Source organism: Pseudomonas sp. GW821-FHT07F01, from assembly GCF_059418825.1.
Window position 1 is genome coordinate 218,559 of record NZ_JBWKQO010000002.1, and the last position, 26,628, is coordinate 245,186.

General features: G+C 64.0%; 24 protein-coding genes. 18 read left to right on the plus strand and 6 right to left on the minus strand.

Going from position 1 to position 26,628, the window contains the following annotated elements:
* Positions 1–71 precede the first annotated feature (71 nt).
* From AC07R1_RS07265 to AC07R1_RS07295, 7 genes are all read left to right on the plus strand, one after another.
* A complete protein-coding gene (locus tag AC07R1_RS07265; protein WP_011061777.1) occupies positions 72–974 on the plus strand; it encodes an AraC family transcriptional regulator in 903 nt (300 codons plus the stop codon).
* 177 nt (positions 975–1,151) lie between these two features.
* Complete coding sequence (locus tag AC07R1_RS07270; protein WP_495110345.1) at positions 1,152–3,383, plus strand: TonB-dependent siderophore receptor; 2,232 nt, start codon at positions 1,152–1,154, stop codon at positions 3,381–3,383.
* Between the two features lie 16 nt (positions 3,384–3,399).
* Positions 3,400–4,272: a PepSY-associated TM helix domain-containing protein gene (locus tag AC07R1_RS07275; RefSeq protein WP_231114246.1), complete on the plus strand. Its 873-nt coding sequence runs from the start codon at positions 3,400–3,402 to the stop codon at positions 4,270–4,272.
* Positions 4,259–5,392 carry an ABC transporter substrate-binding protein gene (locus AC07R1_RS07280; RefSeq protein ID WP_019094503.1) on the plus strand — a complete coding sequence of 378 codons (1,134 nt, stop codon included), beginning with the start codon at positions 4,259–4,261 and terminating at the stop codon, positions 5,390–5,392. Before AC07R1_RS07275 ends, AC07R1_RS07280 begins: the two co-directional genes overlap by 14 nt.
* Entirely contained in the window at positions 5,389–6,456 is a 1,068-nt protein-coding gene (locus AC07R1_RS07285; RefSeq protein WP_495110346.1) for a FecCD family ABC transporter permease, read from the plus strand. The genes AC07R1_RS07280 and AC07R1_RS07285 overlap by 4 nt, the downstream gene beginning before the upstream one ends.
* An 8-nt stretch (positions 6,457–6,464) precedes the next feature.
* Complete coding sequence (locus AC07R1_RS07290) at positions 6,465–7,283, plus strand: ABC transporter ATP-binding protein (RefSeq protein ID WP_244868134.1); 819 nt, start codon at positions 6,465–6,467, stop codon at positions 7,281–7,283.
* A 3-nt stretch (positions 7,284–7,286) separates the two neighbouring features.
* A complete protein-coding gene (locus AC07R1_RS07295) occupies positions 7,287–8,501 on the plus strand; it encodes an MFS transporter (RefSeq protein ID WP_495110347.1) in 1,215 nt (404 codons plus the stop codon).
* A 185-nt stretch (positions 8,502–8,686) separates the two neighbouring features.
* Here AC07R1_RS07295 and AC07R1_RS07300 read toward each other — a convergent pair whose 3' ends face one another.
* From AC07R1_RS07300 to AC07R1_RS07320, 5 genes are all read right to left on the minus strand, one after another.
* On the minus strand, positions 8,687–9,865 hold the full coding sequence (locus tag AC07R1_RS07300) for a sugar transporter (protein WP_011061784.1): 1,179 nt from the start codon (positions 9,863–9,865) through the stop codon (positions 8,687–8,689).
* Positions 9,866–9,997: 132 nt separating this feature from the next.
* On the minus strand, positions 9,998–10,597 hold the full coding sequence (locus AC07R1_RS07305) for a TetR/AcrR family transcriptional regulator (protein WP_011061785.1): 600 nt from the start codon (positions 10,595–10,597) through the stop codon (positions 9,998–10,000).
* Positions 10,598–10,741: 144 nt separating this feature from the next.
* Positions 10,742–11,629, minus strand: a complete 888-nt coding sequence (locus AC07R1_RS07310) for an alpha/beta fold hydrolase (RefSeq protein WP_019094506.1) — start codon at positions 11,627–11,629, stop codon at positions 10,742–10,744.
* Between the two features lie 20 nt (positions 11,630–11,649).
* On the minus strand, positions 11,650–12,705 hold the full coding sequence (locus AC07R1_RS07315; protein WP_011061787.1) for a sugar phosphate isomerase/epimerase family protein: 1,056 nt from the start codon (positions 12,703–12,705) through the stop codon (positions 11,650–11,652).
* Between the two features lie 202 nt (positions 12,706–12,907).
* A complete protein-coding gene (locus AC07R1_RS07320) occupies positions 12,908–14,647 on the minus strand; it encodes an amidohydrolase (protein WP_495110348.1) in 1,740 nt (579 codons plus the stop codon).
* 106 nt (positions 14,648–14,753) lie between these two features.
* Between AC07R1_RS07320 and AC07R1_RS07325 the strand changes: the two genes are divergently transcribed.
* The 4 genes from AC07R1_RS07325 (at position 14,754) to AC07R1_RS07340 (ending at position 18,683) form a co-directional block, all read left to right on the plus strand.
* The gene (locus tag AC07R1_RS07325; protein WP_011061789.1) at positions 14,754–15,668 is read left to right on the plus strand and encodes a LysR family transcriptional regulator; all 915 of its coding nucleotides are present in this window, start codon (positions 14,754–14,756) and stop codon (positions 15,666–15,668) included.
* 353 nt (positions 15,669–16,021) lie between these two features.
* On the plus strand, positions 16,022–17,005 hold the full coding sequence (locus tag AC07R1_RS07330; RefSeq protein WP_011061790.1) for a DUF1852 domain-containing protein: 984 nt from the start codon (positions 16,022–16,024) through the stop codon (positions 17,003–17,005).
* 27 nt (positions 17,006–17,032) lie between these two features.
* Complete coding sequence (locus tag AC07R1_RS07335) at positions 17,033–18,067, plus strand: methionine synthase (RefSeq protein WP_176707094.1); 1,035 nt, start codon at positions 17,033–17,035, stop codon at positions 18,065–18,067.
* Between the two features lie 106 nt (positions 18,068–18,173).
* Complete coding sequence (locus AC07R1_RS07340) at positions 18,174–18,683, plus strand: flavin reductase family protein (protein WP_019094510.1); 510 nt, start codon at positions 18,174–18,176, stop codon at positions 18,681–18,683.
* Between the two features lie 87 nt (positions 18,684–18,770).
* Here the strand turns inward: AC07R1_RS07340 and AC07R1_RS07345 are convergent, their stop codons facing one another.
* Positions 18,771–19,241, minus strand: coding sequence for an Lrp/AsnC family transcriptional regulator (locus tag AC07R1_RS07345; RefSeq protein ID WP_495110349.1), 471 nt, complete (start codon positions 19,239–19,241; stop codon positions 18,771–18,773).
* Positions 19,242–19,365: 124 nt separating this feature from the next.
* On the opposite strand from AC07R1_RS07345, the gene AC07R1_RS07350 reads away from it, so the two are divergent.
* The 7 genes from AC07R1_RS07350 to AC07R1_RS07380 form a co-directional block, all read left to right on the plus strand.
* Positions 19,366–20,619, plus strand: coding sequence for a methionine gamma-lyase (locus AC07R1_RS07350; RefSeq protein ID WP_015635977.1), 1,254 nt, complete (start codon positions 19,366–19,368; stop codon positions 20,617–20,619).
* 121 nt (positions 20,620–20,740) lie between these two features.
* The gene (locus AC07R1_RS07355) at positions 20,741–21,874 is read left to right on the plus strand and encodes a branched-chain amino acid ABC transporter substrate-binding protein (RefSeq protein ID WP_011061795.1); all 1,134 of its coding nucleotides are present in this window, start codon (positions 20,741–20,743) and stop codon (positions 21,872–21,874) included.
* Between the two features lie 724 nt (positions 21,875–22,598).
* Positions 22,599–23,141: a phage tail protein gene (locus AC07R1_RS07360; RefSeq protein WP_495110350.1), complete on the plus strand. Its 543-nt coding sequence runs from the start codon at positions 22,599–22,601 to the stop codon at positions 23,139–23,141.
* Positions 23,142–23,177: 36 nt separating this feature from the next.
* Positions 23,178–23,762: a phage tail protein gene (locus AC07R1_RS07365; protein WP_015635979.1), complete on the plus strand. Its 585-nt coding sequence runs from the start codon at positions 23,178–23,180 to the stop codon at positions 23,760–23,762.
* Positions 23,763–23,789: 27 nt separating this feature from the next.
* Positions 23,790–24,341 (plus strand): phage tail protein, encoded by a 552-nt coding sequence (locus AC07R1_RS07370; protein WP_015635980.1) that lies wholly within the window; start codon positions 23,790–23,792, stop codon positions 24,339–24,341.
* On the plus strand, positions 24,335–24,883 hold the full coding sequence (locus AC07R1_RS07375) for a GNAT family N-acetyltransferase (protein WP_495110351.1): 549 nt from the start codon (positions 24,335–24,337) through the stop codon (positions 24,881–24,883). The genes AC07R1_RS07370 and AC07R1_RS07375 overlap by 7 nt, the downstream gene beginning before the upstream one ends.
* 290 nt (positions 24,884–25,173) lie before the next feature.
* A partial coding sequence (locus tag AC07R1_RS07380) for a beta strand repeat-containing protein (protein ID WP_495110352.1) occupies positions 25,174–26,628 on the plus strand: 1,455 nt, incomplete at its 3' end.

The window sequence follows — 26,628 nt, forward strand, 5'->3', positions numbered from 1 at the left end:
TCATTCTTAATTACAGAAAGGCAATTTCCTGCTAGCGTATGGCCTCTTTTCAGGTCCACAGGGAGTTCGCCATGCTCAGCCCCAACGCTGCGCCGCAGCCTGTCAAAAGGGATTCCACCCTGCACTTTCCCAACCCGCAGCACACCGGGTCGGCCGCTGTAGTCCCGGAGGTCACCCTCTCCACCGGGACCGTGCTGATGGACAGCCAGATGTGGATGCAGGAGCCGCTCTGGGAAGGCCTGAAAATCATCCTGGTGCTCAGCGGCCAGCTCAATTGCCGGGTCGAAGGCCAGCCCGAAGTGGAGATCCGCGGGCCGACCCTGTGCGCCGTGGCAAACCAGGGCGAGCACTGCGGCGACCACCTGTTCGCCAGCGGCGTGCCGGTGCGCTACACCACAGTGCAGCTGGACTTCCCCTCGATCCGCAATGTCGGCCTGGAACCCGAGCGCCTGCTCGATCAGCGCGGCGGCGGCCCGATGCTGTTCTGCCAGCCGGCGAGCAAACCGCTGCTGGCCCTGGCGCAACAGATCTTCACCTGCCCGCTGCAGGGCCCGACCCGCTCCTTCTACCTGGGTGGCAAGGCCCTGGAACTCACCGCCCTGGGGGTCGAGGGGATTCTCGCCCAGGCCGAATCCAGGCCACTGCAGGACAGCCCGTGCAGCTCGGCGGACATCGAGCGCATCCATGCCGCCCGTGACCTGCTGCTCAACTCATTGCAGGATTCGCCTTCGCTGTCGGAGCTGTCGCGCCAGGTGGGCCTGAACCCGCGCAAGCTCACCGCCGGTTTCCGTCAGGTGTTTGGCACCAGCGTCTATGCCTACCTGCAGGAGCAGCGCCTGGGCGAAGCCTATCGCTTGCTGGCCAGTGGCGAGACCAATGTCTCCAGCGCGGCTTATCGGGTCGGCTACAGCCCGGCGCATTTCTCCACGGCCTTTCGCAAGCGCTTCGGGGTGTCGCCCAAGTCCTTGCGTTGAGCCCGCTCCTGCTCGAGCCTGCTCCATCCAAAGCTGCGCCTGGTGATCCGGGCGCCCTCCCCGCGCCGTACCGCAAACGAAAGAAATGGTCGCTCAAGCCAAAGTTTTAGCCCGCAACCCAAGCTCACAAATGAGATACGTTTGCATTCTCATTTAATCCCCATCACGGAGTGAAGCATGGGTAGCCGCGTTGCGCACCGAAACACCTCAGGTTGTCCCGTCAATTGTGTGGTCTCGCGTCCAGCTCTGGGCCGCAACCCGCTGGCGTGCCTGATCCACGGCCTGGCCCTGGGCCTCTCGCTGACCCAGGCCGGCGCCGCGCTGGCCGCCGATGGCGATACCGACCAGGATCACGCCCTGACCCTGGACACCAGCGTGATCAGCGCCACCCAGCCCGACTCCGCCACCGGGCCGCAGGCCGGTTACGTGGCCAAGCGCAGCCTCAGCGGAACCAAGACCGATGCCAGCCTGAGCGAAATTCCCCAGTCGATTTCCGTGATCACCCGCGACCAGATGGATGCCCAGCAGGTGCAATCGGTGAACGAGGCGCTGCGCTACACCGCCGGGGTCCAGGCCAATACCACCGCCGCCAGCCAGCGCTTCGACACCCTCTCGATCCGCGGTTTCGACGTCACCACCGGCATGCTCCGCGATGGCCTCAAGGGCAATACCGCCCAGGCCTGGCCCAAGGTCGAAGCCTATGGCCTGGAGCGCATCGATGTGCTCAAGGGCCCGGCCTCGGTGCTGTTCGGGCAGAACTCGCCGGGGGGCGTGGTCAACCAGATCAGCAAGCGCCCGCTGGACAAGCCCTTCCATGAAGTGCAGATCCAGGGGGGCAGCTTCGACCGAGCCCAGGGCCAGTTCGACTTCAGCGGGCCGCTGGATGATGAAGGGCAATTCCTCTATCGCCTGGTGGGCCTGGAGCGCGACAGCGGCACCCAGTTCGATCACATCAAGGACGACAAACAGTACTTCGCGCCCTCCTTCACCTGGAAGCCCAACGACGACACCAGCCTGACCCTCCTGGCCGACTACACCCAGGACACGTTCGGCGCGCCGCGGGTGTTCCTGCCGGCCCAGGGCACCCTGCTTGGCAACCCCAATGGCAAGGTCAGGCACAACGTCTTCCTCGATGAACCGGGGCTGGACAACGACCGCACCCAGTACTCCCTGGGCTACCTGCTGGAGCACCGCCTGAATGACGTCTGGAGCCTCAATTCCAGCGCCCGCTACGGCCACGTCAACCTGCTGACCAACACCGCCAGCGGCATGTCCCTGGCCCCGGACCTGCGCACCCTGAACCGCGCTGCCTATCGCTTTCGCATCGTCGGCGACACCTACTCCCTGGACAACAATGCCCAGGCCCGTTGGAACCTGGGCAGCACGCAAATGGTGTCGCTTTTGGGGATCGACTACCGGCGCACCCGCGAGGACTACTACCTGCGCGGCGGCGCGGCTTCGCCCATCGACATCTATAACCCGGTGCACGGCGGCGTGTTCGACCCCAGCACCCCCTTCACCAACACCGTGCAGCGCGCCGATCAGGTCGGGGTCTACGCCCAGCAGCAGTTCACCTTCGATGAGCATTGGGTGCTCACCGTCGGCGGACGCCAGGACCGCTCCAGCGCCCGTACCGATAACCGCATGAACGACAGCGGCAGCAAGCAGGACGACGAAAAGTTCACCTACCGCACCGGGCTGGTGTACCTGGCGGACAACGGCCTGGCACCCTACATCAGCTATTCCACGTCCTTCGACCCGGTGCTGGGCACCAACTTCTACGGCACGCCGTACAAGCCCACCAGCGCCAAGCAATCGGAAGTGGGGGTCAAGTACCAGCCGCCGGGCATCGACAGCTACATCACCCTGTCGCTGTTCGACCTGACCCAGGAAAACGTCAAGACCGCCGATCCCGCCAACCCGTTGAATACCCTGCAGACCGGCGAAGTGAACGTGCGCGGCATCGAGCTCGAAGGCAAGGCCAGCCTGGCCCGGGGCCTGGACCTGCTGGCGGCGCTGACCTACAACGACGCCGAGGTGAGCAAGAGCAACAACCCGCTGGAGAAGGGCAAACGCCCCACCGACACCCCGGAAAAAATGGCCTCGCTGTGGGCCGACTACACCTTGCCCGAAGGCCCCCTGAGCGGCCTGGGCTTTGGCGCCGGGGTGCGTTACATCGGCTCCACCGAGGCCGATGCCGCCAACACCCAGCGCGTGCCCTCCTACACCTTGCTGGACGCGGCGGTGCACTACGACTTCGACAAGCTGATCCCGGCGGCCAAGGGCCTGCGCCTGGCGGTGAATGCCACCAACCTCACCGACAAGCACTATTACGAAGGCTGCTCACTGACCAATTGCAGCGCCGGTTATGACCGCAGTGTCATCGCCAGCCTGCGCTATCGCTGGTAAGCCGCCGATGCTGTCCATGCGTGATATCTGGCTCAGGCTGCACCGCTGGCTGGCCCTGTGCCTGGGGCTGTTCCTCGCGCTGCTGGGCCTCAGTGGTTCGCTGCTGGAGCTCAAGGGGCCGATCCTGCGCTGGGAGGTCGGTGCGCAGATGCTGCAACTGGCCCCTGGCGAGCATGGCACGCTGCTGCAACAGGACGCCTGGATCAGGGCCGCCTCCGACGCCTACCCGCAATTGCACAAGGTCTTCGGCGCAGCCCCACCGCGCCAGGGCTTTCTCGAATCGGACAATGTGATCGTCTTCGGGGCCCTCAAGGAGCGTCCCGGCACCGGCATCGCCATGATCGATCCTTATAGCGGCGAACCCCGGGGCTTCTTCGTCTTCGAGGACCTGTGGCTGGCCAAGCTGGTGGCGCTGCACCGCAGCCTGCTGCTGCCGCCAGCCTGGGGTTCGAACCTGGTGCTGCTCTGTGGCCTGGCGCTGCTGGGCTCCCTGGGTAGTGGCCTGTACCTGTGGTGGCCGGGCCGGCGCAGCTGGTGGAAGGCCGCCAGCCTGCGTCCCGGCAGCCGGGGCAACCGGCGCCTGCGGGAATGGCACAACGTGGCGGCGGCCTGGCTGTGCCTGCCGCTGCTGCTGATTGCCGGCAGCGGTGCCTGGCTGGCACGCCCCGACCTCTTCACCTGGCCCGGCGCCCAGCCGATGGCGATCAAGCCGCTGTTTTCCGCGGCCCATGGCCACTTGCTGCTGGGCACCCCCGGCGCCTGGCTGGCTTTTCTCTGCGGTATTTCGTTACCCCTTCTGTACCTCACCGGCCTGCTGCTGTGGTGGCGCAAGCGCGCTGCCCGCCGGGCCGTCCAATCGTTCAAGGAAACTAGCCATGACACACCGTGATTTCTTGCGCCGCGCCCAGCGCGGGCTCTTGCTCGGCCTGCTGCCCCTGGGCCTGCTATGGGCCGCCACGGCCAGCGCCGCGACCCTCACCGATCTGGCCGGACGCCAGGTCCAGGTGCCGGAGAAGGTCGAGCACATCCTGCTCGGCGAAGGCCGGATGATCTATTCCCTGTCGCTGCTCGAAGGCCAGAACCCGTTCGCCCGTCTCGCCGGCTGGCAAGGGGACTTTCGCGGCCTCGACGTGCAGGGCTACGAGGCCTATCACAAGGTCTTCCCCCAGGCCGACAAGGTGCCGCTGGTGGGCGGCACCTCGGCCGAGACCTTCAGCGTCGAAAAGGCCCTGGCGGTGCACCCGGACCTGGCGATCATGGCCCTGAGCGGCGGCCATGGGCCGAGCCCCGACAGCGAGGCGGTGAAACAGCTGGAGGCCGCCGGGGTGGCGGTGATCTTCGTCGACTTCAGCGACCATCCCCTGAGCAACACCGTGCCCAGCATGCGCCTGCTGGGCCAGGCCCTGGGCCGTGAGCAGCGGGCCGAGGAATTCATTGCCTTCTATCAACAGTCCCTGGCCAAGGTCACCCAGACCCTGGCCAAGGCCGGTACCGTCAAGCAGCCGAAGATCTTCATCGACATGCTCGCCGGGCTGCAGGACTGCTGCGGCTCCCCGGGCACCGGCAACTTCGGCGAGATGATCAAGCTGGCGGGCGGGCGCAACATTGCCGACGGGCGCATACCCGGGCCCATTGGTGTGCTCAACGTGGAGTACATTCTCTCCAGCGACCCGGACGTTTACGTGGCCACCGGGGTCTTTGCCGCCGGCCAGGGCGGCGTGACCCTGGGTTATTCCGCCACCTTGCAAGAGGCCCGGGACAGCCTGCGCCAGGCCGCCAACCGCCCGCCGCTGAATGAACTGCGGGCGGTGCGCGAAGGCAATGTGCACGGCTTGTGGCACATCTTCTATGACTCGCCGGAACACCTGATCGCGGTCCAGGCCCTGGCCAAGTGGCTGCACCCGGAGCTGTTCAAGGACCTGGACCCGGACCAGACCCGCCGCGAGCTGTACCAGCGCTTCATGCCGATTCCCGCCAGCGGCGTGTTCGCCACGAGCCTGAAACCATGACCCAGGCTGCCACCGACGTGGCGGACAACCTTGCCGCCGGCCATTACCAGCGACGCCACGGGCGCCGAGTGCTGCTGTTGGGCGGGCTGGCCCTGGCCCTGCTGCTGTCCCTGGCCCTGGACATCACCACCGGGCCTTCGGGGATGAGCCTGTCGCGCCTGCTGCAGGTGCTCTGGGACCCGGGCTCGATGCCCCGGGTGGAAGCGGTGATCGTGTGGAACGTGCGCCTGCCCTACGCCCTGATGGCGGTGCTGGTGGGGGCCGCCCTGGCCCTGGCCGGCGCGGAGATGCAGACCGTGCTCGATAACCCCCTGGCCAGCCCCTTCACCCTCGGTGTATCCGCCGCCGCGGCGTTTGGTGCAGCCCTGGCCATCGTCCTCGGCCTGGGCCTTCCCGGGGTGCCGGCGCAGTACCTGATCTCGGCCAACGCCTTCCTCTTCGCCCTGGTCTCGGTGGCCCTGCTGTACCTGCTGGCACGCTGGCGCGGCTTCGGCGTGGAAAGCCTGGTGCTGTTCGGCATCGCCCTGGTGTTCGCCTTCAATGCCCTGGTGGCGCTGCTGCAATTCGTCGCCACCCAGGACAGCCTGCAGCAACTGGTGTTCTGGACCCTGGGCAGCCTGGCCCGGGCCTCCTGGGAAAAGCTCGCGGTACTGGCCCTGGCGCTGTTGCTGTGCCTGCCCTTCTCCCTGCGCCAGAGCTGGGCCCTGACCGCCCTGACCCTGGGCGAGGAACGGGCCCGCAGCTTCGGCATCGACGTTGGCCGCCTGCGCCTGCTGTCACTGTTGCGCATCAGCCTGCTGTCGGCCCTGGCGGTGTCCTTTGTCGGCACCATCGGCTTTATCGGCCTGATCGCCCCGCACATTGCCCGCCTGCTGGTGGGCGAAGACCATCGGCTGTTCCTGCCGGCCAGCGTGCTCAGCGGCGGGCTGATCCTGTCCATGGCCTCCATCGCCAGCAAGGCGCTGATCCCCGGGGTGCTGATTCCGGTGGGTATCGTCACCGCCCTGGTGGGCATTCCCTTCTTCATGGCCATCGTCATGCGCAACCGTCGAGGTGTCCTGTGAAGCCGCCTGTGTCCTCCAACGCCGGCCTGTGCACCGCCGGCCTGAACATGCACTACGGCAACCGCCAGGTGCTGTGCGACGTGGCCCTGCCGCCCCTGGCCGGGGGCAGCGTGACCGCGCTGATCGGCCCCAACGCGGCGGGCAAGTCGACCCTGCTGCGGGGCATCGCCGGGTTGCACAAGACCTCGGGCCAGGTACTGCTGGACGGCGTCGACCTCAACCGCCTGCCCCAGGTGGAACGGGCGCAGCACATCGTCTACCTGCCCCAGAGCCTGCCGGAACGTACCCGCCTGTGCGCCTTCGAAGCAGTGCTCAGCGCTGCCATGGCCGGGCATCGCACTGGCGGTTTCGCCCCTGGCCGGCCCAGCGCGGCGGTGTTGCAGGGGGTCGAGCAAGTGCTGCAGGACCTGGACCTCACCGCCCTGGCCGACCGCCCGATCGACGCCCTCTCCGGTGGCCAGCGCCAACTGGTGGGCCTGGCCCAGGCCCTGGTGCGCCAGCCCCGGGTGCTGCTGCTGGACGAACCCACCAGCGCCCTGGACCTGTACCACCAGTGCCAGGTAGTGGAAGCCATCACCCGGGCCACCCGCGAGCGCCAGTTGATCACCCTGGTGGTGGTCCACGACATCAACCTGGCCCTGGGTTTCAGCCAGCAGGTGGTGGTGCTGCACCATGGCCGCCTGGCCGCCGCCGGGCCGGCCCTGGAGGTGATCAACCCACAACTGCTGCGCGACGTCTACGGCGTCGACGCCAGCCTGGAACAGGTACGCGGTCGACCGCTGGTGATGGTCGACGGCCGCCTGCCCTCTCACTCAGCCCTGGGATAAACCATGACCAACGCTCAACAGCTGTCCCTCGACACCCTGGACACGCCCCAGGCCGCCCCGGCCTTCGACCTGCGCCCGCTGCTGGTGGCCAACCTGGCCTGCACCATGGCGATGATGGCGTTCGTTTCGCTGATCGGCCCCATTGCGCGGATTCTCGGCCTGGCCACCTGGCAGGCAGGGATGGCGGTGACCGTCTCCGGGGTGATCTGGATGCTCCTGGCCCGGCCCTGGGGCCGGGCCAGTGACCGCCTCGGTCGGCGGCGCATCCTGCTGCTGGGCACCGGCGGCTTCACCCTGGCCTTTCTCGCCCTCAGCCTGTTTATCGACGTGGCGCTGCACGCCCTGCCTTCGGCGCTGCTGGCGTTTGCCGGGTTGCTGCTGGGCCGCGGCCTGATCGGGGTGTTCTATGCGGCAATCCCGGTGGGCGGCTATGCGCTGATCGCCGACAACATCGAACCCGAGCATCGCGCCCGGGCCATGGCGTCCCTGGGGGCGGCCAACGCCTGCGGGCTGGTCCTGGGGCCGGCGCTTGCCGCATTGCTGGCGCGCCACAGCCTGAGCCTGCCGTTCTATGCGCTGGCGGTGCTGCCGCTACTGGGCTTCGCCTTCCTCAAGGCACGGCTGCCGCGCCAGGAACTGCACCTCAAGCAGCCGCCCAAGCCAGTGAGCCTGGGCGACCCGCGCCTGCGCCGGCCGCTGGTGGTGGCGTTCGTCTCGATGCTGTGCGTGGCCATGGCGCAGATCACCGTGGGCTTCTTCGCCCTCGACCGCCTGGGCATGAGCCCGGCCGATGCGGCGCAGACCGCCGGCATTTCCCTGACCCTGGTGGGGGTGGCGCTGATCGCCTCGCAACTGGTGGTGCGCAAACTGGAATGGCCGCCGCTGCGGATGATCCGCATCGGCGCCCTGGTGGCGGCGCTGGGCTTTGTCACCAGCATTCTCGCGGCCCAGGCCTGGGTGCTGTGGCTGGGGTTCTTTGTTTCGGCCGCCGGCATGGGCTGGATCTTCCCCTCCTTCGCCGCCCTGGCCAGCAACTCGGTGGACGCCGCCGAACAGGGCGCCACGGCCGGCTCCATCGGCGCGGCCCAGGGCCTGGGGGTAGTGGTCGGGCCCCTGGCCGGGACCCTGATCTACGGGCTGGAGCCACGCCTGCCCTACCTGCTGGCGGCGCTGCTGCTCGTACTGGTCGCCTGCTGGCCCGTAGCCCGACGCCGGTAACCTTCGGGCGAACGACGCGCATTATCGAAACCCTGCGGCCCTGTCGCCGCTGCTGAGCCCGCGAGGCTGCGAAAAGGTCCGCAGGACCTTGCTTGACGATCGACCGCCGCACCTCTATCGGCCTCAAGATCGCCGCGTCGCTGCGACGGAGTGCCGCCCAGACCGTTCGCAGCCTGCGGCAGCGGCTACACGCTGGTGCGGCTCATGCGGCCCAGGGCCAGGCTGTACAACAGCAAGGCCAGGGTCGCCAGGGCGCCACCCGCCAGGCCGACATAGGCAAAGCCCAGCTGCCCGCCGACCCAACTGCCCAGCAGCGCACCGCCGCCAATGCCGATGTTGTAGATGCCGGAGAACATCGCCATGGCCACGTCGGTGGCGTCCGGCGCCAGCACCAGTACCTTGGATTGCAGGGCCAGGCCGAAGCCCATGATCGCCATGCCCCAGAACACACTCAGGGCCACCAGCGACCAGACGTGGCCATTGAGCGGCAACAGCAGGCTCAGGCACAGCGCCAGCAGCGCCACCGCGGTCAGTAGAAACCCCTGGGGGCTGTGGCGGTGCAGCCAGCTGAACAGCAGCGAGCCGATGATCCCGGCGCCGCCGAACACCAGCAGGACCAGGGTCACCACCTCGCCCCCCAGGCCCGCCGCCACCTTGATGAAAGGCTCGATGTAGCTGTAGGCGGTGAACTGCGCTGTCACCACCAGGGCGGTAAGCACATAGATCGCCACCAGCGCCGGGCGCTTGAACAGCAGCGGCAGGCTGCGCAGGGAACCGGAGTTCTGGCTCGGCAGCAGCGGCAAGGTGCGGATCAGCCACAGCACCAGCAGGCCGGCCATGGCCGCGATCACGCTGAACGTGGTGCGCCAGCCCAGGGCCTCGCCCAGCAAGCGGCCCAGGGGAATGCCCAGGACCATGGCCAGTGAGGTGCCGGTGGCCAGCAGCCCGAGGGCCTGCACCTGCTTGCCCGGCGGCGCCAGGCGCACCGCCAGGGACGCGGTGATGGACCAGAACAGTGCATGGGCCAGGGCCACGCCGATGCGGCTGAGCATCAGCAGGCCGAAGTTGCTGGCCAGGCTGGAGAACACATGGCTGACGATAAACAGCCCGAACAGCACCGTGAGCAGCTTGCGTCGTTCGATGTTGCGGGTCAGCAGCATCACCGGCAGCGAGGTCAGGGACACGATCCAGGCGTAGATGGTGAGCATCAGACCGACCCGCTCGGTGGGCAGGTCGAAGCTGGCGCCAATGGCGCTGAGCAGGCCCACCGGCACAAACTCGGTGGTGTTGAAGACAAAGGCCGCCAACGCCAGCGCGATGACCGGCTGCCAGTTGCCTTGGGGTGTCGCCGCGGAATCACTCATGGGGGGGCGTCATACTCTTTCGATGATGGGACGGGTCCGGGACCCGCTGAAAAAATGCACAACCCGGGCCAGCATCGCTGCTCCCGGATTGCGGGCAAAGGCTCCCAGGCGGAGCCAGGGTGCAGCGCCGCTTCAATTCCCTTGGGCGGTTCGCGCAAAGACCTGCATGGCCAGCGCCACGCCCTGCAGCAGGCGCGCCGCACTGACGCCGTCGCGGGCTTGCACCGACAGCCCGTGGAGCACCGTAGAGTAATAATCGCCCAGGGAGGTTGCATCGCTGTGGCCGGGCAATTCACCCGCCTGCTGCGCGGCTTCCAGGCGCTGGATAATGCTTGCGGTACGCGCCCGGCGATGTTCGGCCAGCCATTCGCGCACGCTGTCGTTGTCGCTTGAGCAGTTCACCGCCGAGGCCACCACCATGCAGCCACGGGGGCCGTCGGCCCGGGTGTAGAGTGCCACCGCTTCTTGCAGCATGCGCTCGATGGCGACGTAGGCGCAGGGCTCTTGCAGGGCCAGGTCGGCGAAACCGCCTTCCTGGCTTTCGTACAGCTCGATGGCCTCGCGAAACAACGCCTCCTTGGAGCCGAAGGCGGCATAGATGCGCGCCGAGGCGATGCCCAGGGCCGCCACCAGGTCGGCCATGGAGGTGGTTTCGAAACCACGGCGCCAGAACAGTTCGAGCGCCTGGCGCAGTGCCTGGTGACGGTCGAATTCGCGGGGTCTTCCAGCCATGGGGGTCGGGTATCTCGTCGGGACAGGGAAGGCGCTCGGTTGAGCCCGAACAGCCGGTTGGCGCAGGGCGCCGGGACGAAATGATATTAGATTTGCGCCGGCCGCGGCCAATTTCCGTGGCCGCGGCCTTGCCCGCGCCCTGCCTCAGTCACGGCCCTCCTGCAGAAACGGCAGCAGCAGCGCGAGAAATTCCTCCGGTGCCTCTTCCATGATGAAGTGCCCGCAGTCCTCGACAATGGCCCCGCGCAAGTCATTGGCATGGCCCTGCAGGGTCAGCAGAGGTGCATCGTTGGTGGCGTGCTCGGCACCAATGGCCAGCACCGGCATGGTCAGCGGCCGCTGCGCGCGCAGCTGATTCTGGCGCACCGTCTCGGGGATCGCCCGGTAATAGGCGAAGCCTGCGCGCAACCCGCCCGGGGCAGCGTAGGCCTCGATGTAGACTTCGGCGGCCACCGCCTCGCGGCGATGGGACCAGTGGTCGAAGATGTAATTCAGGTAGGCCCGCTCGCGCCCGGCGATCAAGGCTTCCGGCAAATCCCGCAGCTGGTTGAACATGAAGTGCCAGAGAAAGATGTTCTGCTGCGGCGCGACGAAAATCGGTGGTGCATCCGCCAGCCCGGGGATCACCGCCTCGGTCAGCGCCAGGCGCTCCACCGCCTGCGGATGGTCGCTGGCCAAGGCGTAGGCGATCCACATGCCGACGTCGTGGCCGACCACGCTGTAGCGCTCGAAACCCAACTGCCCCATCACCTGGTGCAGCACCCCGGCCACATGGCCGGTGTCGTAGCCGTGCTCAGGGCGGTCGGACTGGCCGCTGCCCGGCGGGTCCACGGCAATGGCCTGGAAGCCTTGGGCAGCCAGGGCCTGGATCACCTGACGCCAGGCGTACCAGGTCTGCGGCCAGCCGGGAATCAGCAGCACCGGCCGGCCCGTGCCGGCGGTGACACAGTGGATGCGCTGGCCATCGACGCGCACGTAACGGTGAACCAGGTCGAGGCTGTCGGCCTGGAGGTTGTCAGTCAAAGCATTCATGGTGTGTTCTCGCTGAAGGGTCAGGCAATGCCGAGCATGGCGTTGATCTGTTGGCGGTCGATCTGCGCGCCGGCGAAGTCGTCGAAGATGCGCTGGGTGACCTGGATCATGTGCCGGTTGATGAACTCGACACCTTCCCGGGCGCCATCCTCCTGATCCTTGAGGCAGCACTCCCATTCCAGGGTCGCCCAGCCCGGGTAGTCGTATTGCGCCAGCTTGGAAAAGATCCCCTTGAAGTCCACCTGGCCATCGCCCAGGGAACGGAAGCGCCCGGCGCGCTCGACCCAGGCGCTGTAGCCGCCGTAGATGCCCTGGCGGCCGCTGGGATTGAACTCGGCATCCTTGACGTGAAACATGCGGATGCGCTCGTGGTAGATGTCCAGGTAACTCAGGTAGTCCAGCTGTTGCAGCACGAAGTGGCTGGGGTCGAAGAGGATGTTGCAACGCGGGTGATGGTCCACCAATTCATGGAAGCGTTCGAAGCTGGTGCCGTCGTGCAGGTCCTCGCTGGGGTGGATCTCGTAGCACAGGTTGACCCCCTGCTCGTCGCAGGCATCGAGGATCGGCCGCCAGCGCCGCGCCAGCTCGTCGAACGCCGTCTCGATCAGGCCCTCGGGGCGCTGGGGAAAGGGAAACAGATAAGGCCAGGCCAGGGACCCGGAAAAGGTCCCCAGCTCACTCAGCCCCAGGCGTCGCGAAGCCTTGGCCGCCAGCTTCATCTGCTCCATGGCCCAGGCCGTTCTGGCTTGCGGATTGCCCCGCAGCGCTGGCGGCGCGAAGTTGTCGCACATCGCGTCGTAGGCCGGGTGCACCGCCACCAGTTGGCCGAAGATATGGCTGGTCAGCTCGCTGATCTGCAGGCCCTTCTGCGCCAGCTGGCCCTTGAGTTCATCGCAGTAGTCCTGGCTCTCGGCCGCCGTGGCGACGTCGAACAACCGCGCATCCCAGGCAGGGATCTGCAGCGCCTTGAAACCCAGGTCGGCGGCCCATTGGGCAATCGCCGGCAAATTGTGGAACGGCGCCGTCTCGGCGCTGAATTGCGCCAGATGCAGGCTGGGCCCCTTGAGGGTTTTCATCGAACTGCTCCCTATTCTTTGTTGGTCGACAAAGAATAGGGATACGCTCTGGCCGCGTCAATCATCGCCGTGCAGAAAAGTGTTTGGCCGTGAGGCCGTTCGCCCGTAGGCGCTGGCTTGCCAGCGAAGGCGTCGCAGTGGTCGACAAGGCAAAAAAAAGCCCGCGATGAAGATCGCGGGCCCGGCCGGCATCCATGCAGCATCACGGCCGGCTATACACCTCACGCCCGGCAAAGTAGGTCTTGAGCACCTGGGTTTGCGCCAGTTGCTCCTGGGGCACCTGGAACACATCGCGGTCAAGAACGATCAGGTCGGCCTGCTTGCCCGGGGCCAGGCTGCCGATCTGCTGCTCCAGGCCAATGGCCCGCGCGGCGTTGCGGGTGTAGGCGTAGAACATGGTTTCCCGGTCGATGCCTTCGTCCTTGTTCAACACGCCCTTGGGCCCCTTGCGGTTGATGGCCTGGGCGATGGCCTTCCAGGGTTCCGGGGTGCTTACCGGCCAGTCGCTGGCCCCGGCGATGGTGGCGCCGTTCTTCAGCAGCGAGCGGGCCGGGTACATGAACTGGAACTGCATGGCGCTGATGTAGGGCTGGAGCAAATCGATGCTCAGCTCATCGGCGGCGGCCCAGTACAGCTGCATGGAGGCGATCACGTCCAGTGGCTTGAAGCGGGCGAACTCCTTGGGGTTGACCATCTGCAAGTGGGTGATGGAGTGCACCACCCCACTCTGGCGATCACGCCGCGCCTGCTCGATGCCGTTGAGGGATTCGCGCACCGCGCGGTCGCCAATGGCATGCACATGCACCAGCCAGCCACGGGCATCGGCGGCGCTGACCAGCTCGCCGAAATGCGCCGGGTCGATCAGCAGTTCGCCGTCCTTCTTCGAGTTCTTGTAGGGGGTCAGCAGGGAAGCGGTCTGCGCCGGAAACTCGGCGACACCGTCGGCGAAGATCTTGATCCCCGGCAGGCTCAGGTTCGGCACCCCGAGGAACTGCTGGCGCACCTGCTCCAGCACCTCCAGGTCCGCCGGGCGGCTCTTGGGATTGGCCACCATCAGGGCCGCGACCCGCAGGGTCAGCTCGCCCTTCTGCGCCAGCGCCTTGTACACCGGCAGCACACCGACGGTCTGGGCCGTGGGATGCATGGCGAACAGCGCGTCGCCCGGGGTGGCGTTGGCCGCCGGGTCCATCAGCGCGGTGATGCCCAGGCTCAGGTTGAGGTCGCGGGCGGCGCGCCCAGCGTCGAGCAACTGCTCGAAGCTCGGCGGCGGCAGTTGCGAGGTCAGGGCCGAGAGCCCGGCATCGGCGACAAAACCGTTGGGGCTGCTGTCCGGGTGATGGCCGATGGTGGCCTGGGCCTCGCCCTGCAGCGCCTTGACCCGCGCGGCGTCTATGCCGCCGCGCTTGAGCATGGCGCGGTTGGCCCAGCCGGTGTGGTAGTCCCAGCCAACGAACAGAATCGGTACATCGGCCCATTCGCCCTGGTTGAAGCGCTGTTCCAGGGCGTCCACCTGGCTCCAGTAGGTCGAGGGAAAACCGCTGACGCTGAGGATCTCGCCATGCCGCGCCTTGCCGTCATCGCGCCAGCCGCGCAGGCGCTGCTCCAGCTCGTCCAGGGGCAGTTGCTGGGTTTCCAGGTCGGCGGCCTTGAGCTTCAGGCCCCCGAAGATGGCATGACTGTGGCTGTCGATGAACCCCGGCATCAGCACCTTGCCCTGCAGGTCGATGACCTGGGTGCCCGGGGTCTTCAGCGCCAGCACCTGGGCATCGCTGCCGACCATGACGATGCGCCCCTGCTCCACCGCCACCGCCTGTTGCAGGGGCTGGCCCTGCTCGGCGGTGAACACCTTGGCGTTGTGCAGCACCAGGTCCACCGCGGCCTGGCTGTGCAGCGAGACCAGGGCCAGGGCCGAGGCCAGCGTGATATTCAGCGTCTTTTTCATGGTTGTTCGCACCCTTGGCTCAGAATGCGCCAGAGACTAGCCAAGTCACCGGTGCTTAAGAATACTGCTTCGCGCAACCCATCCTTTCCAAAGAGGCAAGACTGCAATGGACCAGCTGGGCGCCATCACCATGTTCGTGACCACGGTCGATCAGGGCAGCTTCACCCGCGCCGCCGCGTGCCTGGGCAAGACCACCTCGGCCCTGACCAAGGCAGTGAGCCACCTGGAGAGCCAGCTCGGCACCCGCTTGCTGGAGCGCTCCACACGCCGGATCGCTCTCACCGAGGCCGGGCATATCTACCTGGCCAGCGCCCGGCAGGTATTGCGCCAACTGCAACAGGCCGGGGAAGACATCGAGCGGCTGCAGCAGGAAATGTGCGGCACCCTGCGCCTGGTGGCGCCGCCCTCCTTCGCCCCGGCCTTTCTCAATGGCGCCTGCTACGGCTTTCTTGAGCAGTACCCGCAGATGCGCCTGGACGTGGAGCTCACCGACGAATTCGTCGACCTGCAAAGTGGCGGCTATGACCTGGCCGTGCGCGACGGGCCGGTGGAGCTGCCGGACCTGATCGCCCGCCCGCTGACGGCCAACCGCATCCTGCTCTGCGCCAGCCCGCGCTATCTGCAGCGCCAGCCCTTGCCGGTGACCCCGGCGCATTTTGCCGAGCATGACTGGCTGATCTTCCGTCACCCGGCACTGAACCCGCATTTCTGGCGCTTCACCTTGAATGGCGAGCAGCAGCGTGTGCCCCAGCCGGTGCCGCGGCTGGCCAGTGACAATTACGATTTCCTGTTCGGTGCCCTACTGGCCGGGCTGGGCCTGCAACTGTGCCCGCAGTGGAGCGCCGCGCCCTACCTGCGTCGCGGCGAGCTGGTGCAACTGCTGCCCGAGGCGCAGCTGGACCCGGAGCAGTTCGGCCCGAGGATCCATGTGATCTACCCCGCCCACCGGCGCCAGACCCGCAAGCACCAGGCGTTCATCGAATGCCTGAACCGCTACCTGGACGAGCAGCAATTGCATTGATGGGCCAGCTCCCGGCCCATCTGGCACTGGCGGCCCTGTCGAGTGCTGCCGCAGCCACCACGGGTCGGATTGCGCCAGAGCCCAGGCACACCCTCAACCAGTGGTTTGGCCGGGCAATGAATACTGGGGCAAATAGGCTTTTGCGATTGAGTGAATATCTCATCATGAATGTGACTAAAGACTTGGTGAAATCAATTCATTAGTACTCAATTAATAGCTCGACATAAGATGCGCCTCAATAATAGACAACATAAAGACTACCGAGCAAAAGCAGCCAGAAACAAAACTGGAAAGCACTGAAAGCCAACAAACAAGTTCAGGACTTATCTCGGAAATCAGGATGCCAGATTACAATGAACAACGACTTCACATTCGCCATCAAGAGCATTTGCTTCGACGAAGATTATCACCCGTCCGAGAATACGCGCATCACCACCAACTTTGCCAACCTGGCCAGGGGCAAGAGTCGCCAAGAGAACTTGCGCAATACCTTGAGGATGATTGACAACCGCTTCAATGCCTTGGCGCATTGGGATAACCCCAAGGGCGATCGTTATGCAGTCGAGCTTGAAATCATCTCCGTGGAGATGGACATCGACACTCAAAGCAGTGGCCATGCCATCCCCCTGATTGAAATATTGAAAACCAATATTTTCGATCGAAAGACCAACGAACGCTTTGAGGGCGTTGTAGGAAACAACTTTTCCTCTTACGTACGGGACTACGACTTCAGCGTGCTGTTGCCGGAGCACAACAGGGAGCGACCAAAGTTCAGCATTCCGGAAAACTTCGGAGAGCTGCATGGAAAGCTATTCAAGCACTTCATCAACTCCAGCACTTACAAGGAAAACTTCAACAAGCCACCGGTGATCTGCCTGAGCGTTTCGAGCAGCAAGACCTACCATCGGACTGAAAACCAGCACCCTGTACTGGGCATTGAATACCAGCAGGACGAATATTCTCTAACAGATGAATACTTCAACAAGATGGGGTTGAAGGTTCGTTACTTCATGCCGTCCAACAGCGTTGCGCCTTTGGCTTTCTACTTTGCCGGCGATTTGCTCAGTGATTACACCAACCTGGAACTGATCAGCACCATCAGCACGATGGACACCTTCCAGAAGATTTACCGGCCAGAGATCTACAATGCCAACTCTGCAGCAGGCAAATCCTATCAACCGAGCCTGAAGCACCAGGACTATTCATTGACTCGAATTGTCTATGACCGAGAAGAACGTAGCCGCCTGGCGATTGAGCAAGGGCAGTTTGTCGAGAACAACTTCATCAAGCCATACCAGACCATTCTTGAGCAGTGGTCCGCCAATTACGCTCTTTGACTCATCAAAAATACAAGGTCACCCATGATGAAAAAGTTGTTACCCACTTCAACTGCCGGCAGCTTGCCTAAACCTTCCTGGCTTGCACAACCTGAAACACTCTGGTCGCCCTGGAAGTTGCAAGAGGAAGAACTGGTTGAAGGCAAGCAGGACGCCTTGCGCTTGTCACTGCAAGAACAACAGCAAGCAGGCATTGATATCGTCAGTGATGGCGAGCAGACACGTCAGCACTTTGTCACGACGTTCATCGAACACCTCAGCGGCGTTGATTTTGCAAAACGTGAAACCGTCAGGATTCGTGATCGCTATGATGCGAGCGTCCCCACGGTGGTGGGGGCTGTCAGTCGCCAGAAGCCGGTTTTCGTGGAAGATGCCAGGTTTCTGCGCCAGCAGACCGAGCAACCCATAAAGTGGGCGCTGCCAGGCCCGATGACGATGATCGACACGCTTTATGACAGCCATTACAAAAGCCGCGAAAAACTGGCCTGGGAATTCGCCAAGATCCTCAACCAGGAAGCCAGGGAGCTGGAGGCGGCCGGCGTGGATATCATCCAGTTTGATGAGCCCGCCTTTAACGTCTTCTTCGATGAAGTGAATGACTGGGGTGTGGCCACCCTGGAAAGAGCCATTGAAGGTCTTAAATGCGAAACGGCGGTGCACATTTGCTATGGCTATGGCATCAAGGCCAATACGGACTGGAAAAAGACCCTGGGATCAGAGTGGCGGCAATATGAAGAGGCGTTCCCCAAGCTGCAGAAATCCAGTATCGATATCGTCTCGCTGGAATGTCACAACTCTCATGTCCCAATGGATCTCATTGAACTCATCAGAGGCAAGAAGGTGATGGTCGGGGCCATTGATGTGGCCTCCAACACCATTGAAACACCCGAGGAAGTGGCCGACACCCTGCGCAAGGCATTGCAGTTCGTGGATGCCGACAAGCTCTATCCCTGCACCAACTGTGGCATGGCGCCCTTATCCCGTGGCGTGGCAAGGGGCAAGCTGAAGGCGTTAAGTGCCGGCGCAGAAATCATCCGAAGAGAACTCTCGAACCTGCGCTGAGCTAAAGCCGCAAGTGGTGTGCCAGAGGGGTGAAGCGGTGGATTGAAAAGCCGCCGCTTCACCCCTCTGCGCGCTGTCGGACAGTACCCAATATTCAGGACCCGCCATGTCACTTCCCAGTACGGCTATCGAGCCAATGCGCTTTCGCGAAGCGCTCGGGCACTACGCATCCGGCATCACGGTGATTACCTCGCAGGTTGATGGCGAGCCACTCGGCTTTACGTGCCAGTCGTTCTATAGCGTGTCGATGAGCCCGCCGCTGGTGTCATTCAGCGTCATGTCCAGCTCGGCCAGCTATCCCAAGATTCGTCAGGCGGGCCGCTTCATGGTCAATATCCTCTCAGGCGAGCAGGTCAGGATTTCCAACCAGTTCGCAAGCAAAGGCACGGACAAGTGGCAGGGAGTTCAATGGCAGGAATCGCCGCTGGGCAACCCGATCATTGCCGGCAGCCTGCACTGGCTCGATTGTGAAATTCATGCCGAACACGTCGCCGGTGACCACCTGATCGTGATCGGTGAAGTCAAGGCGCTGAACCTGCAGCAAGCGACTGCTGCGCAGCCATTGCTGTATTTCAAAGGACAATATTGCAACCTCGCGGCCCCGGGCGCGGTGTGAACCCTGGCCGGCGCTCCTTCGCTGAGGGCCTGTTTCAGACAGCAAGGTTGCTTGTGAGTCGCAGGGACGCTGGCGCCCCGCCTGCGCTCACTCTTGTACCGGAATCTGCCGCAACGGCTTGACCGACTTGAAGGAAAAGCTCGAATAGATCTCCTTCACCGCCGGCAGGGTCTGCAACACTTCACGGGCGAACTCGCCGAATGATTCCAGGTCCTTGGCCAGTACTTCGAGGAGAAAGTCGTAGCGCCCGGAGACGTTGTGGCAGGCGATGATTTCCGGGATCTCCAGCAGCCGCTGCTCGAAGGCCCGGGCGGTGTCCTGGGAGTGGGATTCCATCATCACGCTGACAAAGGCGGTGACCCCATAGCCCAGCGCCTTGGGCGAGAGGATCGCCTGGTAACCGGTAATCACCCTGCTCTCTTCGAGAATCTTTACCCGGCGCCAGCACGGCGAGGTGGTCAAGGCGACGCTGTCCGCCAGCTCGGCATTGGTCAGCCGGGCGTTGTCTTGCAGAGCGATCAGCAGGGCTTTGTCGATACGGTCCAGATCGAGGGGCATGTCTTACCTTTTTATCTTATTTTTATGGTTATTTATTCCAATTATTCGGTTTTAAAGGGCCGATATTGGAAATTATTGCGCCGGATTTGAGCATAGCATTAGAGTAAATCCGGGAGCGTTCACCATGAACAATAAAAACAGTGACCTTGGTTTTTCCACCCGTGCCATCCATCACGGCTACAACCCCCAGGAGCATCAGGGCGCGCTGATCCCGCCGATCTACCTGACCTCCACCTTCACCTTCGCCACCGCCGAATACGGCGCGGGCTGTTTTGCCGGTGAAGAACCCGGCTACTTCTATACCCGCATCGGCAACCCGACCCTGGCGTTGCTGGAAGCGCGCATGGCCGCCCTGGAAAACGGCGAAGCGGCCGTGGCGTTCGGCTCCGGCATGGGGGCGATTGCCGCGACCTTGTGGACCCTGCTGCGCCCGGGCGACGAGGTCATCGTCGGCCAGACTTTGTACGGCTGCACCTTTGCCCTGCTGCACCACGGCCTTGGCGAATTCGGCGTCAAGGTACGCCATGTCGACCTGACCGACCTGGGCGAGCTACGGGCGGCCATCGGCCCGGCCACGCGGATGATCTATTTCGAAACCCCGGCCAACCCCAACATGCAACTGGTGGACATCGCCGCCGTGGCCCAGGTGGCCCGCCAGCATCCCGGCCTGCTCGTGGCGGTGGACAACACCTACTGCACACCTTACCTGCAGCGCCCGCTGGAACTGGGCGCCGACCTGGTGCTGCACTCGGCCACCAAGTACCTCAGCGGCCATGGCGACATCACCGCCGGCATCGTGGTCACCGGCCAGGCCCTGGCCGAACGCATCCGCCTGCAGGGCCTGAAGGACCTGACCGGCGCGGTGCTCTCGCCCCAGGACGCCTTTCTCCTGATGCGCGGCCTCAAGACCCTGGCCCTGCGCATGGATCGCCATTGCGCCAACGCCCAGGCCGTCGCCCAGTTCCTCCAGGACCACCCCGCCGTGGCCTGGGTCGCCTACCCGGGGCTGGCATCCTTTGCCCAACACGCCCTGGCCGCAAGACAGATGAAGCTGCCCGGCGGCATGATCGCCTTCGAACTCAAGGGCGGGCTGGCCAGCGGGCGACGCTTCATGAACGCCCTGGGGCTGTTCAGCCGCGCGGTCAGCCTGGGGGATGCCGAATCCCTGGCCCAGCACCCGGCGAGCATGACCCATTCCACCTACACCCAGGAGGAACGGGCCGAACACGGCATCGCCGAGGGCCTGGTACGGCTGTCGGTGGGGCTGGAAGACATCGCCGACCTGCTGGCCGACATCGCCCAGGCCCTGGACGCCAGCGCCGAACCCGCGCGCCCCACCCTGGAGGCCGTGGGCCGAATCGGCAAGGCCCTGCCTTGAGCAGGATCAGCACATCTGGCGGCAAAGCCGACTACAACACCCTGCCGGCGCCCGGGCGCCGGCAGTCCAGGCAACACCCGCAACACCCTTAGAACCGTAACCCACAGGAGTGGAACAACCCATGAGTCGTATCAATAACAAAGCCACCCAACTGCTCAGCGCCATGATCCTTGCCGGCCTGGCCTGCCATTCCATGGCAGCCGACAGCATCCGGATCGGCATCGCCGGGGCCAAGACCGGCCCGGTGGCGCAATACGGTGACATGCAGTTCAGCGGCGCGCGCATGGCCATCGAGCAGATCAACGCCAAGGGTGGCGTCGACGGCAAGCAACTGGTGGCCGTGGAATACGACGATGCCTGCGACCCCAAGCAAGCGGTCGCCGTGGCCAACAAGGTGGTCAACGACGGCGTCAAGTTCGTGGTCGGACACCTGTGCTCCAGCTCCACCCAGCCCGCGTCGGACATCTACGAAGACGAAGGCATCGTGATGATCACCCCGGCCGCCACCAGCCCAGAGCTGACCGCCCGTGGCTACAAGATGGTGTTCCGCACCATCGGCCTGGACAACGCCCAGGGCCCGGCGGCGGCACGCTACATCGCCCAGCTCAAGCCGACCAATGTGGCGGTGCTGCACGACAAGCAACAGTACGGCGAAGGCATTGCCAGCTCGGTCAAGGACATCCTCGGCAAGGAAGGCATCAAGGTGGCGATGTTCGAAGGCATCAACGTCGGCGAACGCGACTACTCCTCGATCCTGGCCAAGCTCAAGCAGGCCAATGTGGATTTCGTCTACTTCGGCGGCTACCACCCGGAAATGGGCCTGCTGTTGCGCCAGGCCAAGGAAAAGGGCCTGACCGCACGCTTCATGGGGCCTGAAGGCGTGGGCAACGACTCGATCTCGCAGATCGCCAAGGACGCTTCCGAAGGCATGCTGGTGACCCTGCCCAAGTCCTTCGACCAGGACCCGGCCAACAAGGCCCTGGTGGAGGCCTTCGAAGCCAAGAAGGAAAACCCCAGCGGCCCGTTCGTGCTGCCGTCCTACTCGGCCGTGGAAGTGATTGCCGGAGGCATCGCCGCAGCCAAGAGCGAAGACCCGGAAAAAGTCGCCGAGGCGATCCACAAGGGCACCTTCAAGACCCCCACCGGCGACCTGAGCTTCGACGAGAAAGGCGATCTCAAGGACTTCAAGTTCGTGGTCTATGAGTGGCACTACGGCAAGCCGAAAAGCGTAGCGGCGGAAAACGCCGGGCTCTAAGCCGGGCACCGGGTGCCGCCTGCCAGGGCAGCGGCGCCCTACCCGTTTCAGGTGCAAGGCCTGAAAGAAGCTCTGCACACCATTTGAACAACGCCCTTCAAGCCAGACTTAAAGCACTAACTCCCGAGTATTCTAGTTGGGAACAACTTAAAGAACGGGTAACAACAAGGACCGCTTCGGGTAACACTTTCCAAAGCCTCTGCCTATACTCCAGAACCCTCCCCGTGGAAGCGGCCCATGCTTCCCGCCCAGGAAGATCGTTAGCCTGCCTTGTTTTCTTCTGAACTTTTCACTGCCGTCTCCCGCTCAACTAGAGATCGTGATGAAAGGGCCTGAAAAGCCCGAACTAGAGGACTTTCGCGAGCAGCGCAATAACCCCCGCCCACCCGCCGCAAGCCAGCATTCGATATGCCTCAAGGCCTGTATCTTTAGTGCCAAGCCGCTAGGCATGAGGCTTACCGCGCTGCGCTTATGCAGCAACTAAAACGTTAAAGCACAAGACTGTGACGCGCATCGAATGTTACCGATCAAGATGAACTTAATGTTACCGACCAAGTAAAAAAAGATAAGCCTCAAACCCACTAACACCGGGAAGTAGTTCCTCTTTTTTCATGGATAGAAATACTGTTTGCTAACTAAATTCGATTTTGTATATCGTGCGCAACATCAAATTGCCAGCTGCGGAAAGTACTTCTGCCAGGCCTCTTTTCAAGGAGCGAAGAACATGGAACCCTTTCTCGGCGAGATTCGTCTGTTCCCCTGGTCCTGGGCCCCACAAGGCTGGCTTTTGTGTCAGGGCCAGGTGCTGGCGGTAAACGACTACATGGCGCTGGCAACCCTGCTCGGCAACCGTTACGGCGGCGACGGCCGAACCACCTTCGGCCTGCCGGACCTGCGAGGCCGGGCAGCACTGGGGGAGAATCTCGATGCTTCGACCGCCCCTTTGCTGGATCTGCGGGAGCTGGCCAGCATGGACGGAACCGAACTGGTCGCGCTGAATGCCAGCAACCTGGCAACCCACAGCCATATCGCCAACGTCTCAACCGCAGCAGGTGTCGCCGGGCCGGCGGGCAATATTCCCGCCATCAGTTCGAACTCCAAAGGCGCTGTCTCGAGATCCACCTATGTAGCCTTCGGCGATACAAGTCACGTGACGCTCAACATCACCACGGTGGTGAGCCCTCCCGGCCTTCCGATGTTGAACATCCAGCCGTCGATCGGCGGCAACTTCTGCATTGCCATCACTGGTACCTACCCACCTCGGTAAGCAAACGCCCACAGCCTAACGACTAAGGAAAGCAATATGTCTGATGCATACCTCGGAGAGATCCGTATGTTTGCCGGCAACTTCGCCCCCAAGGGCTGGGCCTTGTGCAATGGCACCGAGTTGCCGGTCAAGGGCAACGACGCCCTGTTCAGCTTGATCGGCAGTACCTATGGCGGCGATGGCCGGAACACCTTCAAGCTCCCGGACTACCGCGGCAGAACCCCTGTCGGTCAGGGCAGCGGACCGGGCTTGTCTAGCTGGTCCCTGGCCGAGAGGGCGGGCGTCGAGCAGATCACTCTCACAGCAGAGAACACGCCGCCGCATATTCATGGATTCCAGGTCAGTGCCAACGAGGCGGCATCCGCCGTGCCGGTTGCCATCACCCCACCGATCAATAGCCTGAGTTTCGGCAAGTTCAAGCGGGTAAGCCCGACAGACAGCGTCACCGGGCTTTACAGCAAGGGAACCAACAATTCCACAATGGTCAGCTTGAACCCGAGTTTTCTCAGCCCGGCCCTGGGCGTGGCCAATAAATCGGTCGCCCCCCACAGCAACATGATGGGGTCCCTGGTGATCAACTACATCATCTGCATGACGGGCCTCTACCCATCGAAGCCCTAGTCCCTCTTTTTTCAGGAACGATCGACCATGGATGCTTTTACTGGTGAAATTCGGCTTTTTCCCTTCAACTTCGCCCCTGTGGACTGGGCCGTCTGCGACGGTCGACTGTTGCTCGTGAATGAGTATCAAGCGCTCTATTCAGTGATCGCCAACATTTATGGTGGCAGTAACGGGATCAACTTCAATCTGCCCGATCTCCGCGGCCGCGTCGCCATAGGTGAGGGTCAGGCCCCCACCCTGAGCATGCGCACCCTGGGCCAGAAACTGGGCGGCGATAAGACCATCTTGAAACCGGAAAACTTCGCCCCCCACACCCATCAGGTATTGGCCCAGGATGGTAGCGACAACGCCATGGCCCTGGACCTAGCCGATAACACGGCCTACCTGGCACAACCACGGGGGATTCGCTTGTACAACGCCAGAGTGCAGGCCACTGGCGGGCCCAGCCTGCACCCCGATACGGTGGCCCCTGCCGGGATGGACACCGCCAAGGCCGAGTCGCAGCGTTATGCGATGCAACCCTTTCTGACGCTGCGCTATTGCATCTGCCTGAACGGCGAGTATCCACAAAGGTGGTGATAAGCCCAGCCTGCGCCCCCCTCCTGCAAGCGGTGCTGCCGGTCGGTGGCGCTCTGCGCCTGCAGAACACCACCGACCAGGCCTTCCTGCGGGAGTTGTTCGTGTCTCGCCGCTGGGCCGAGGTCCGTGCCGTACCCGGCTGGAGCGACGCCCAGCGCCACGCATTCCTGCACAGCCAAGCCGAGCTGCAACGCCAGCACTATGAGCGGCACTACCCGAGGGCACAGTGGCTGATCATCGAACAGGCCGGCGAAGCAATCGGCCGCCTGTGCCTGCATCGGCAAGCCACTGACCTGCGCGTCGTCGATATCGCCCTGCTGCCTCACTGCCAGGGCCTGGGCCTGGGCAGCGCATTGCTGCGGGAAATCCTGACCGAAGCCGATACCCAGGGCCACTCTTGTAGCCTGAGCGTCGAACTCGGCAGCCGGGCCCAGGGCCTGTACCAGCGCCTAGGGTTTCTGGCCGGTGACGAAAACGGCCTGTATGTGCAAATGCGGCGCCCGGCACGGCAATTGCCTCGGGAGGAGCTGGACAACCCCTGAAAGCCCGGATGACGGCTGTAGGCAGGTCTCGCGGAACGGCGACCTGAATTTTACCCTTTGACCTTGACTCATTTAACGCTGGATGCGGCCGCGACAAAGCTGATCGCAAATGGCAGGGAGCCTTTATGAAAACATCGCGCAGTAGTTTCCACGGTTCGCTGGCACGTTCGCTGGTCCTGCTTTTTCTGCTTTTGAGCCTGCCAACGGCCGCCATGGCGCTGCTGCCGCCCCCCGTGATCACAAGTCCGGGGACGGGCACCACGCTGCCATCGGTCACGGTGGGCCAGTCGATGAGTATCCAGATCCTTTCCAGCGGCGGTGAAATGCCCCTGGATAAGTGGTACCAGTGTGATATCGACGATCCAGACGATACGGCCCCCTGCCTGCCACCGGGGCTGATCCTCGATGCCTCACCCAACAGTCCGACCACCACGCTGCATGGTGCACCTACCATCGCCGGCAACTACACCTTCAACATTTCCCTGAATGACGGCAGAAACCAGGCCGGGGTCGCCACCTATACCCTGGAGGTTACCGGCGCGGCGACCCCGACCCTGACCTCGGTTGCCCCCAACTCCGGCAGCATCGCTGGCGCCACCGCCGTCACCCTCACCGGCAGCAATTTTACCGGCGCCACCTCGGTCAGCTTCGGCGGCACGGCGGCCCCCAGTTATACCGTCAACAACGCCACGACCATCACGGCCACCACACCGGCTCATGCCGCGGGCGCAGTGAACGTAACGATCATTACCCCTGGCGGCAGCGCGACCCTGACCAATGGCTATACCTACGCCGTGCCCGCCCCCACAGTCGGCCCGGTCAGCGCCACGGTGGCCGCCAACAGCAGCGCCAACTCGATCACTCTGAGCCTCAGTGGCGGCGCCGCCACCAGCGTCGCCGTGGCCAGCGCCGCCAGCCATGGGACTGCCACGGCCAGCGGCACCAGCATCAGCTACACCCCCACCGCCGGTTTCTCCGGCACCGACAGCTTCACCTATACCGCCACCAACGCCAGCGGCACTTCCAGCCCGGCTACGGTGACCATCACCGTCACCCCGCCCACCCTGGCGATAACACCGACGACTCTGCCCAACGGCACTCAAAGCACGGCCTACAGCCAGACCCTGAGCACCTCCGCGGGCACCGCCCCCTACAGCTACGCGATCACTGCCGGCAGCCTGCCGGCCGGCATGAGCCTGAACACCGGCACCGGTACACTCAGCGGCACCCCCACTGCCGGTGGTGCCTTCAACCTGACCATCACCGCCACCGACGCCTACAGCGCCACCGGCTCTCGCGCCTACACCTTGTTGATCAACGGCCTGCCACCAGTTGCCAACGCACTGAGCACCACGGTCGCGGCCAACAGCAGCGCCAACACGATTCCCTTGAACATCACCGGTGGTGCCGCCACCAGCGTCGCCGTGGCCAGCGCCCCCAGCCATGGCAGCGCCACGGCCAGCGGCACCAGCATCAGCTACACGCCTGCCGCCGGTTTCTCCGGTGCCGACAGTTTCACCTACACCGCCACCAACGCCAGCGGCACTTCCAGCCCGGCCACGGTGAGCATTACCGTTGGTGCCCCGAGCATCACCCTGAGCCCCGGTTCCCTGAGCAACGGCACCGCCGGCACGCCCTATAGCGCAACCCTCAACGCCACCGGCGGCGCTGTGCCCTACAGCTACAGCATCACATCCGGCAGCCTGCCGACCGGCCTCAGCCTGAACACCGGCACCGGTGCGATC

Bases quoted from the DNA above. Each gene is read 5' to 3' on its own strand.
- AC07R1_RS07265 (WP_011061777.1), top strand. From the start codon at position 72: ATGCTCAGCCCCAACGCTGCGCCGCAGCCTGTCAAAAGGGATTCCACC.
- AC07R1_RS07270 (WP_495110345.1), top strand. From the start codon at position 1,152: ATGGGTAGCCGCGTTGCGCACCGAAACACCTCAGGTTGTCCCGTCAAT.
- AC07R1_RS07275 (WP_231114246.1), top strand. From the start codon at position 3,400: ATGCGTGATATCTGGCTCAGGCTGCACCGCTGGCTGGCCCTGTGCCTG.
- AC07R1_RS07280 (WP_019094503.1), top strand. From the start codon at position 4,259: ATGACACACCGTGATTTCTTGCGCCGCGCCCAGCGCGGGCTCTTGCTC.
- AC07R1_RS07285 (WP_495110346.1), top strand. From the start codon at position 5,389: ATGACCCAGGCTGCCACCGACGTGGCGGACAACCTTGCCGCCGGCCAT.
- AC07R1_RS07295 (WP_495110347.1), top strand. From the start codon at position 7,287: ATGACCAACGCTCAACAGCTGTCCCTCGACACCCTGGACACGCCCCAG.
- AC07R1_RS07300 (WP_011061784.1), bottom strand. From the start codon at position 9,865: ATGAGTGATTCCGCGGCGACACCCCAAGGCAACTGGCAGCCGGTCATC.
- AC07R1_RS07305 (WP_011061785.1), bottom strand. From the start codon at position 10,597: ATGGCTGGAAGACCCCGCGAATTCGACCGTCACCAGGCACTGCGCCAG.
- AC07R1_RS07310 (WP_019094506.1), bottom strand. From the start codon at position 11,629: ATGAATGCTTTGACTGACAACCTCCAGGCCGACAGCCTCGACCTGGTT.
- AC07R1_RS07315 (WP_011061787.1), bottom strand. From the start codon at position 12,705: ATGAAAACCCTCAAGGGGCCCAGCCTGCATCTGGCGCAATTCAGCGCC.
- AC07R1_RS07320 (WP_495110348.1), bottom strand. From the start codon at position 14,647: ATGAAAAAGACGCTGAATATCACGCTGGCCTCGGCCCTGGCCCTGGTC.
- AC07R1_RS07325 (WP_011061789.1), top strand. From the start codon at position 14,754: ATGGACCAGCTGGGCGCCATCACCATGTTCGTGACCACGGTCGATCAG.
- AC07R1_RS07330 (WP_011061790.1), top strand. From the start codon at position 16,022: ATGAACAACGACTTCACATTCGCCATCAAGAGCATTTGCTTCGACGAA.
- AC07R1_RS07335 (WP_176707094.1), top strand. From the start codon at position 17,033: ATGAAAAAGTTGTTACCCACTTCAACTGCCGGCAGCTTGCCTAAACCT.
- AC07R1_RS07340 (WP_019094510.1), top strand. From the start codon at position 18,174: ATGTCACTTCCCAGTACGGCTATCGAGCCAATGCGCTTTCGCGAAGCG.
- AC07R1_RS07345 (WP_495110349.1), bottom strand. From the start codon at position 19,241: ATGCCCCTCGATCTGGACCGTATCGACAAAGCCCTGCTGATCGCTCTG.
- AC07R1_RS07350 (WP_015635977.1), top strand. From the start codon at position 19,366: ATGAACAATAAAAACAGTGACCTTGGTTTTTCCACCCGTGCCATCCAT.
- AC07R1_RS07355 (WP_011061795.1), top strand. From the start codon at position 20,741: ATGAGTCGTATCAATAACAAAGCCACCCAACTGCTCAGCGCCATGATC.
- AC07R1_RS07360 (WP_495110350.1), top strand. From the start codon at position 22,599: ATGGAACCCTTTCTCGGCGAGATTCGTCTGTTCCCCTGGTCCTGGGCC.
- AC07R1_RS07365 (WP_015635979.1), top strand. From the start codon at position 23,178: ATGTCTGATGCATACCTCGGAGAGATCCGTATGTTTGCCGGCAACTTC.
- AC07R1_RS07370 (WP_015635980.1), top strand. From the start codon at position 23,790: ATGGATGCTTTTACTGGTGAAATTCGGCTTTTTCCCTTCAACTTCGCC.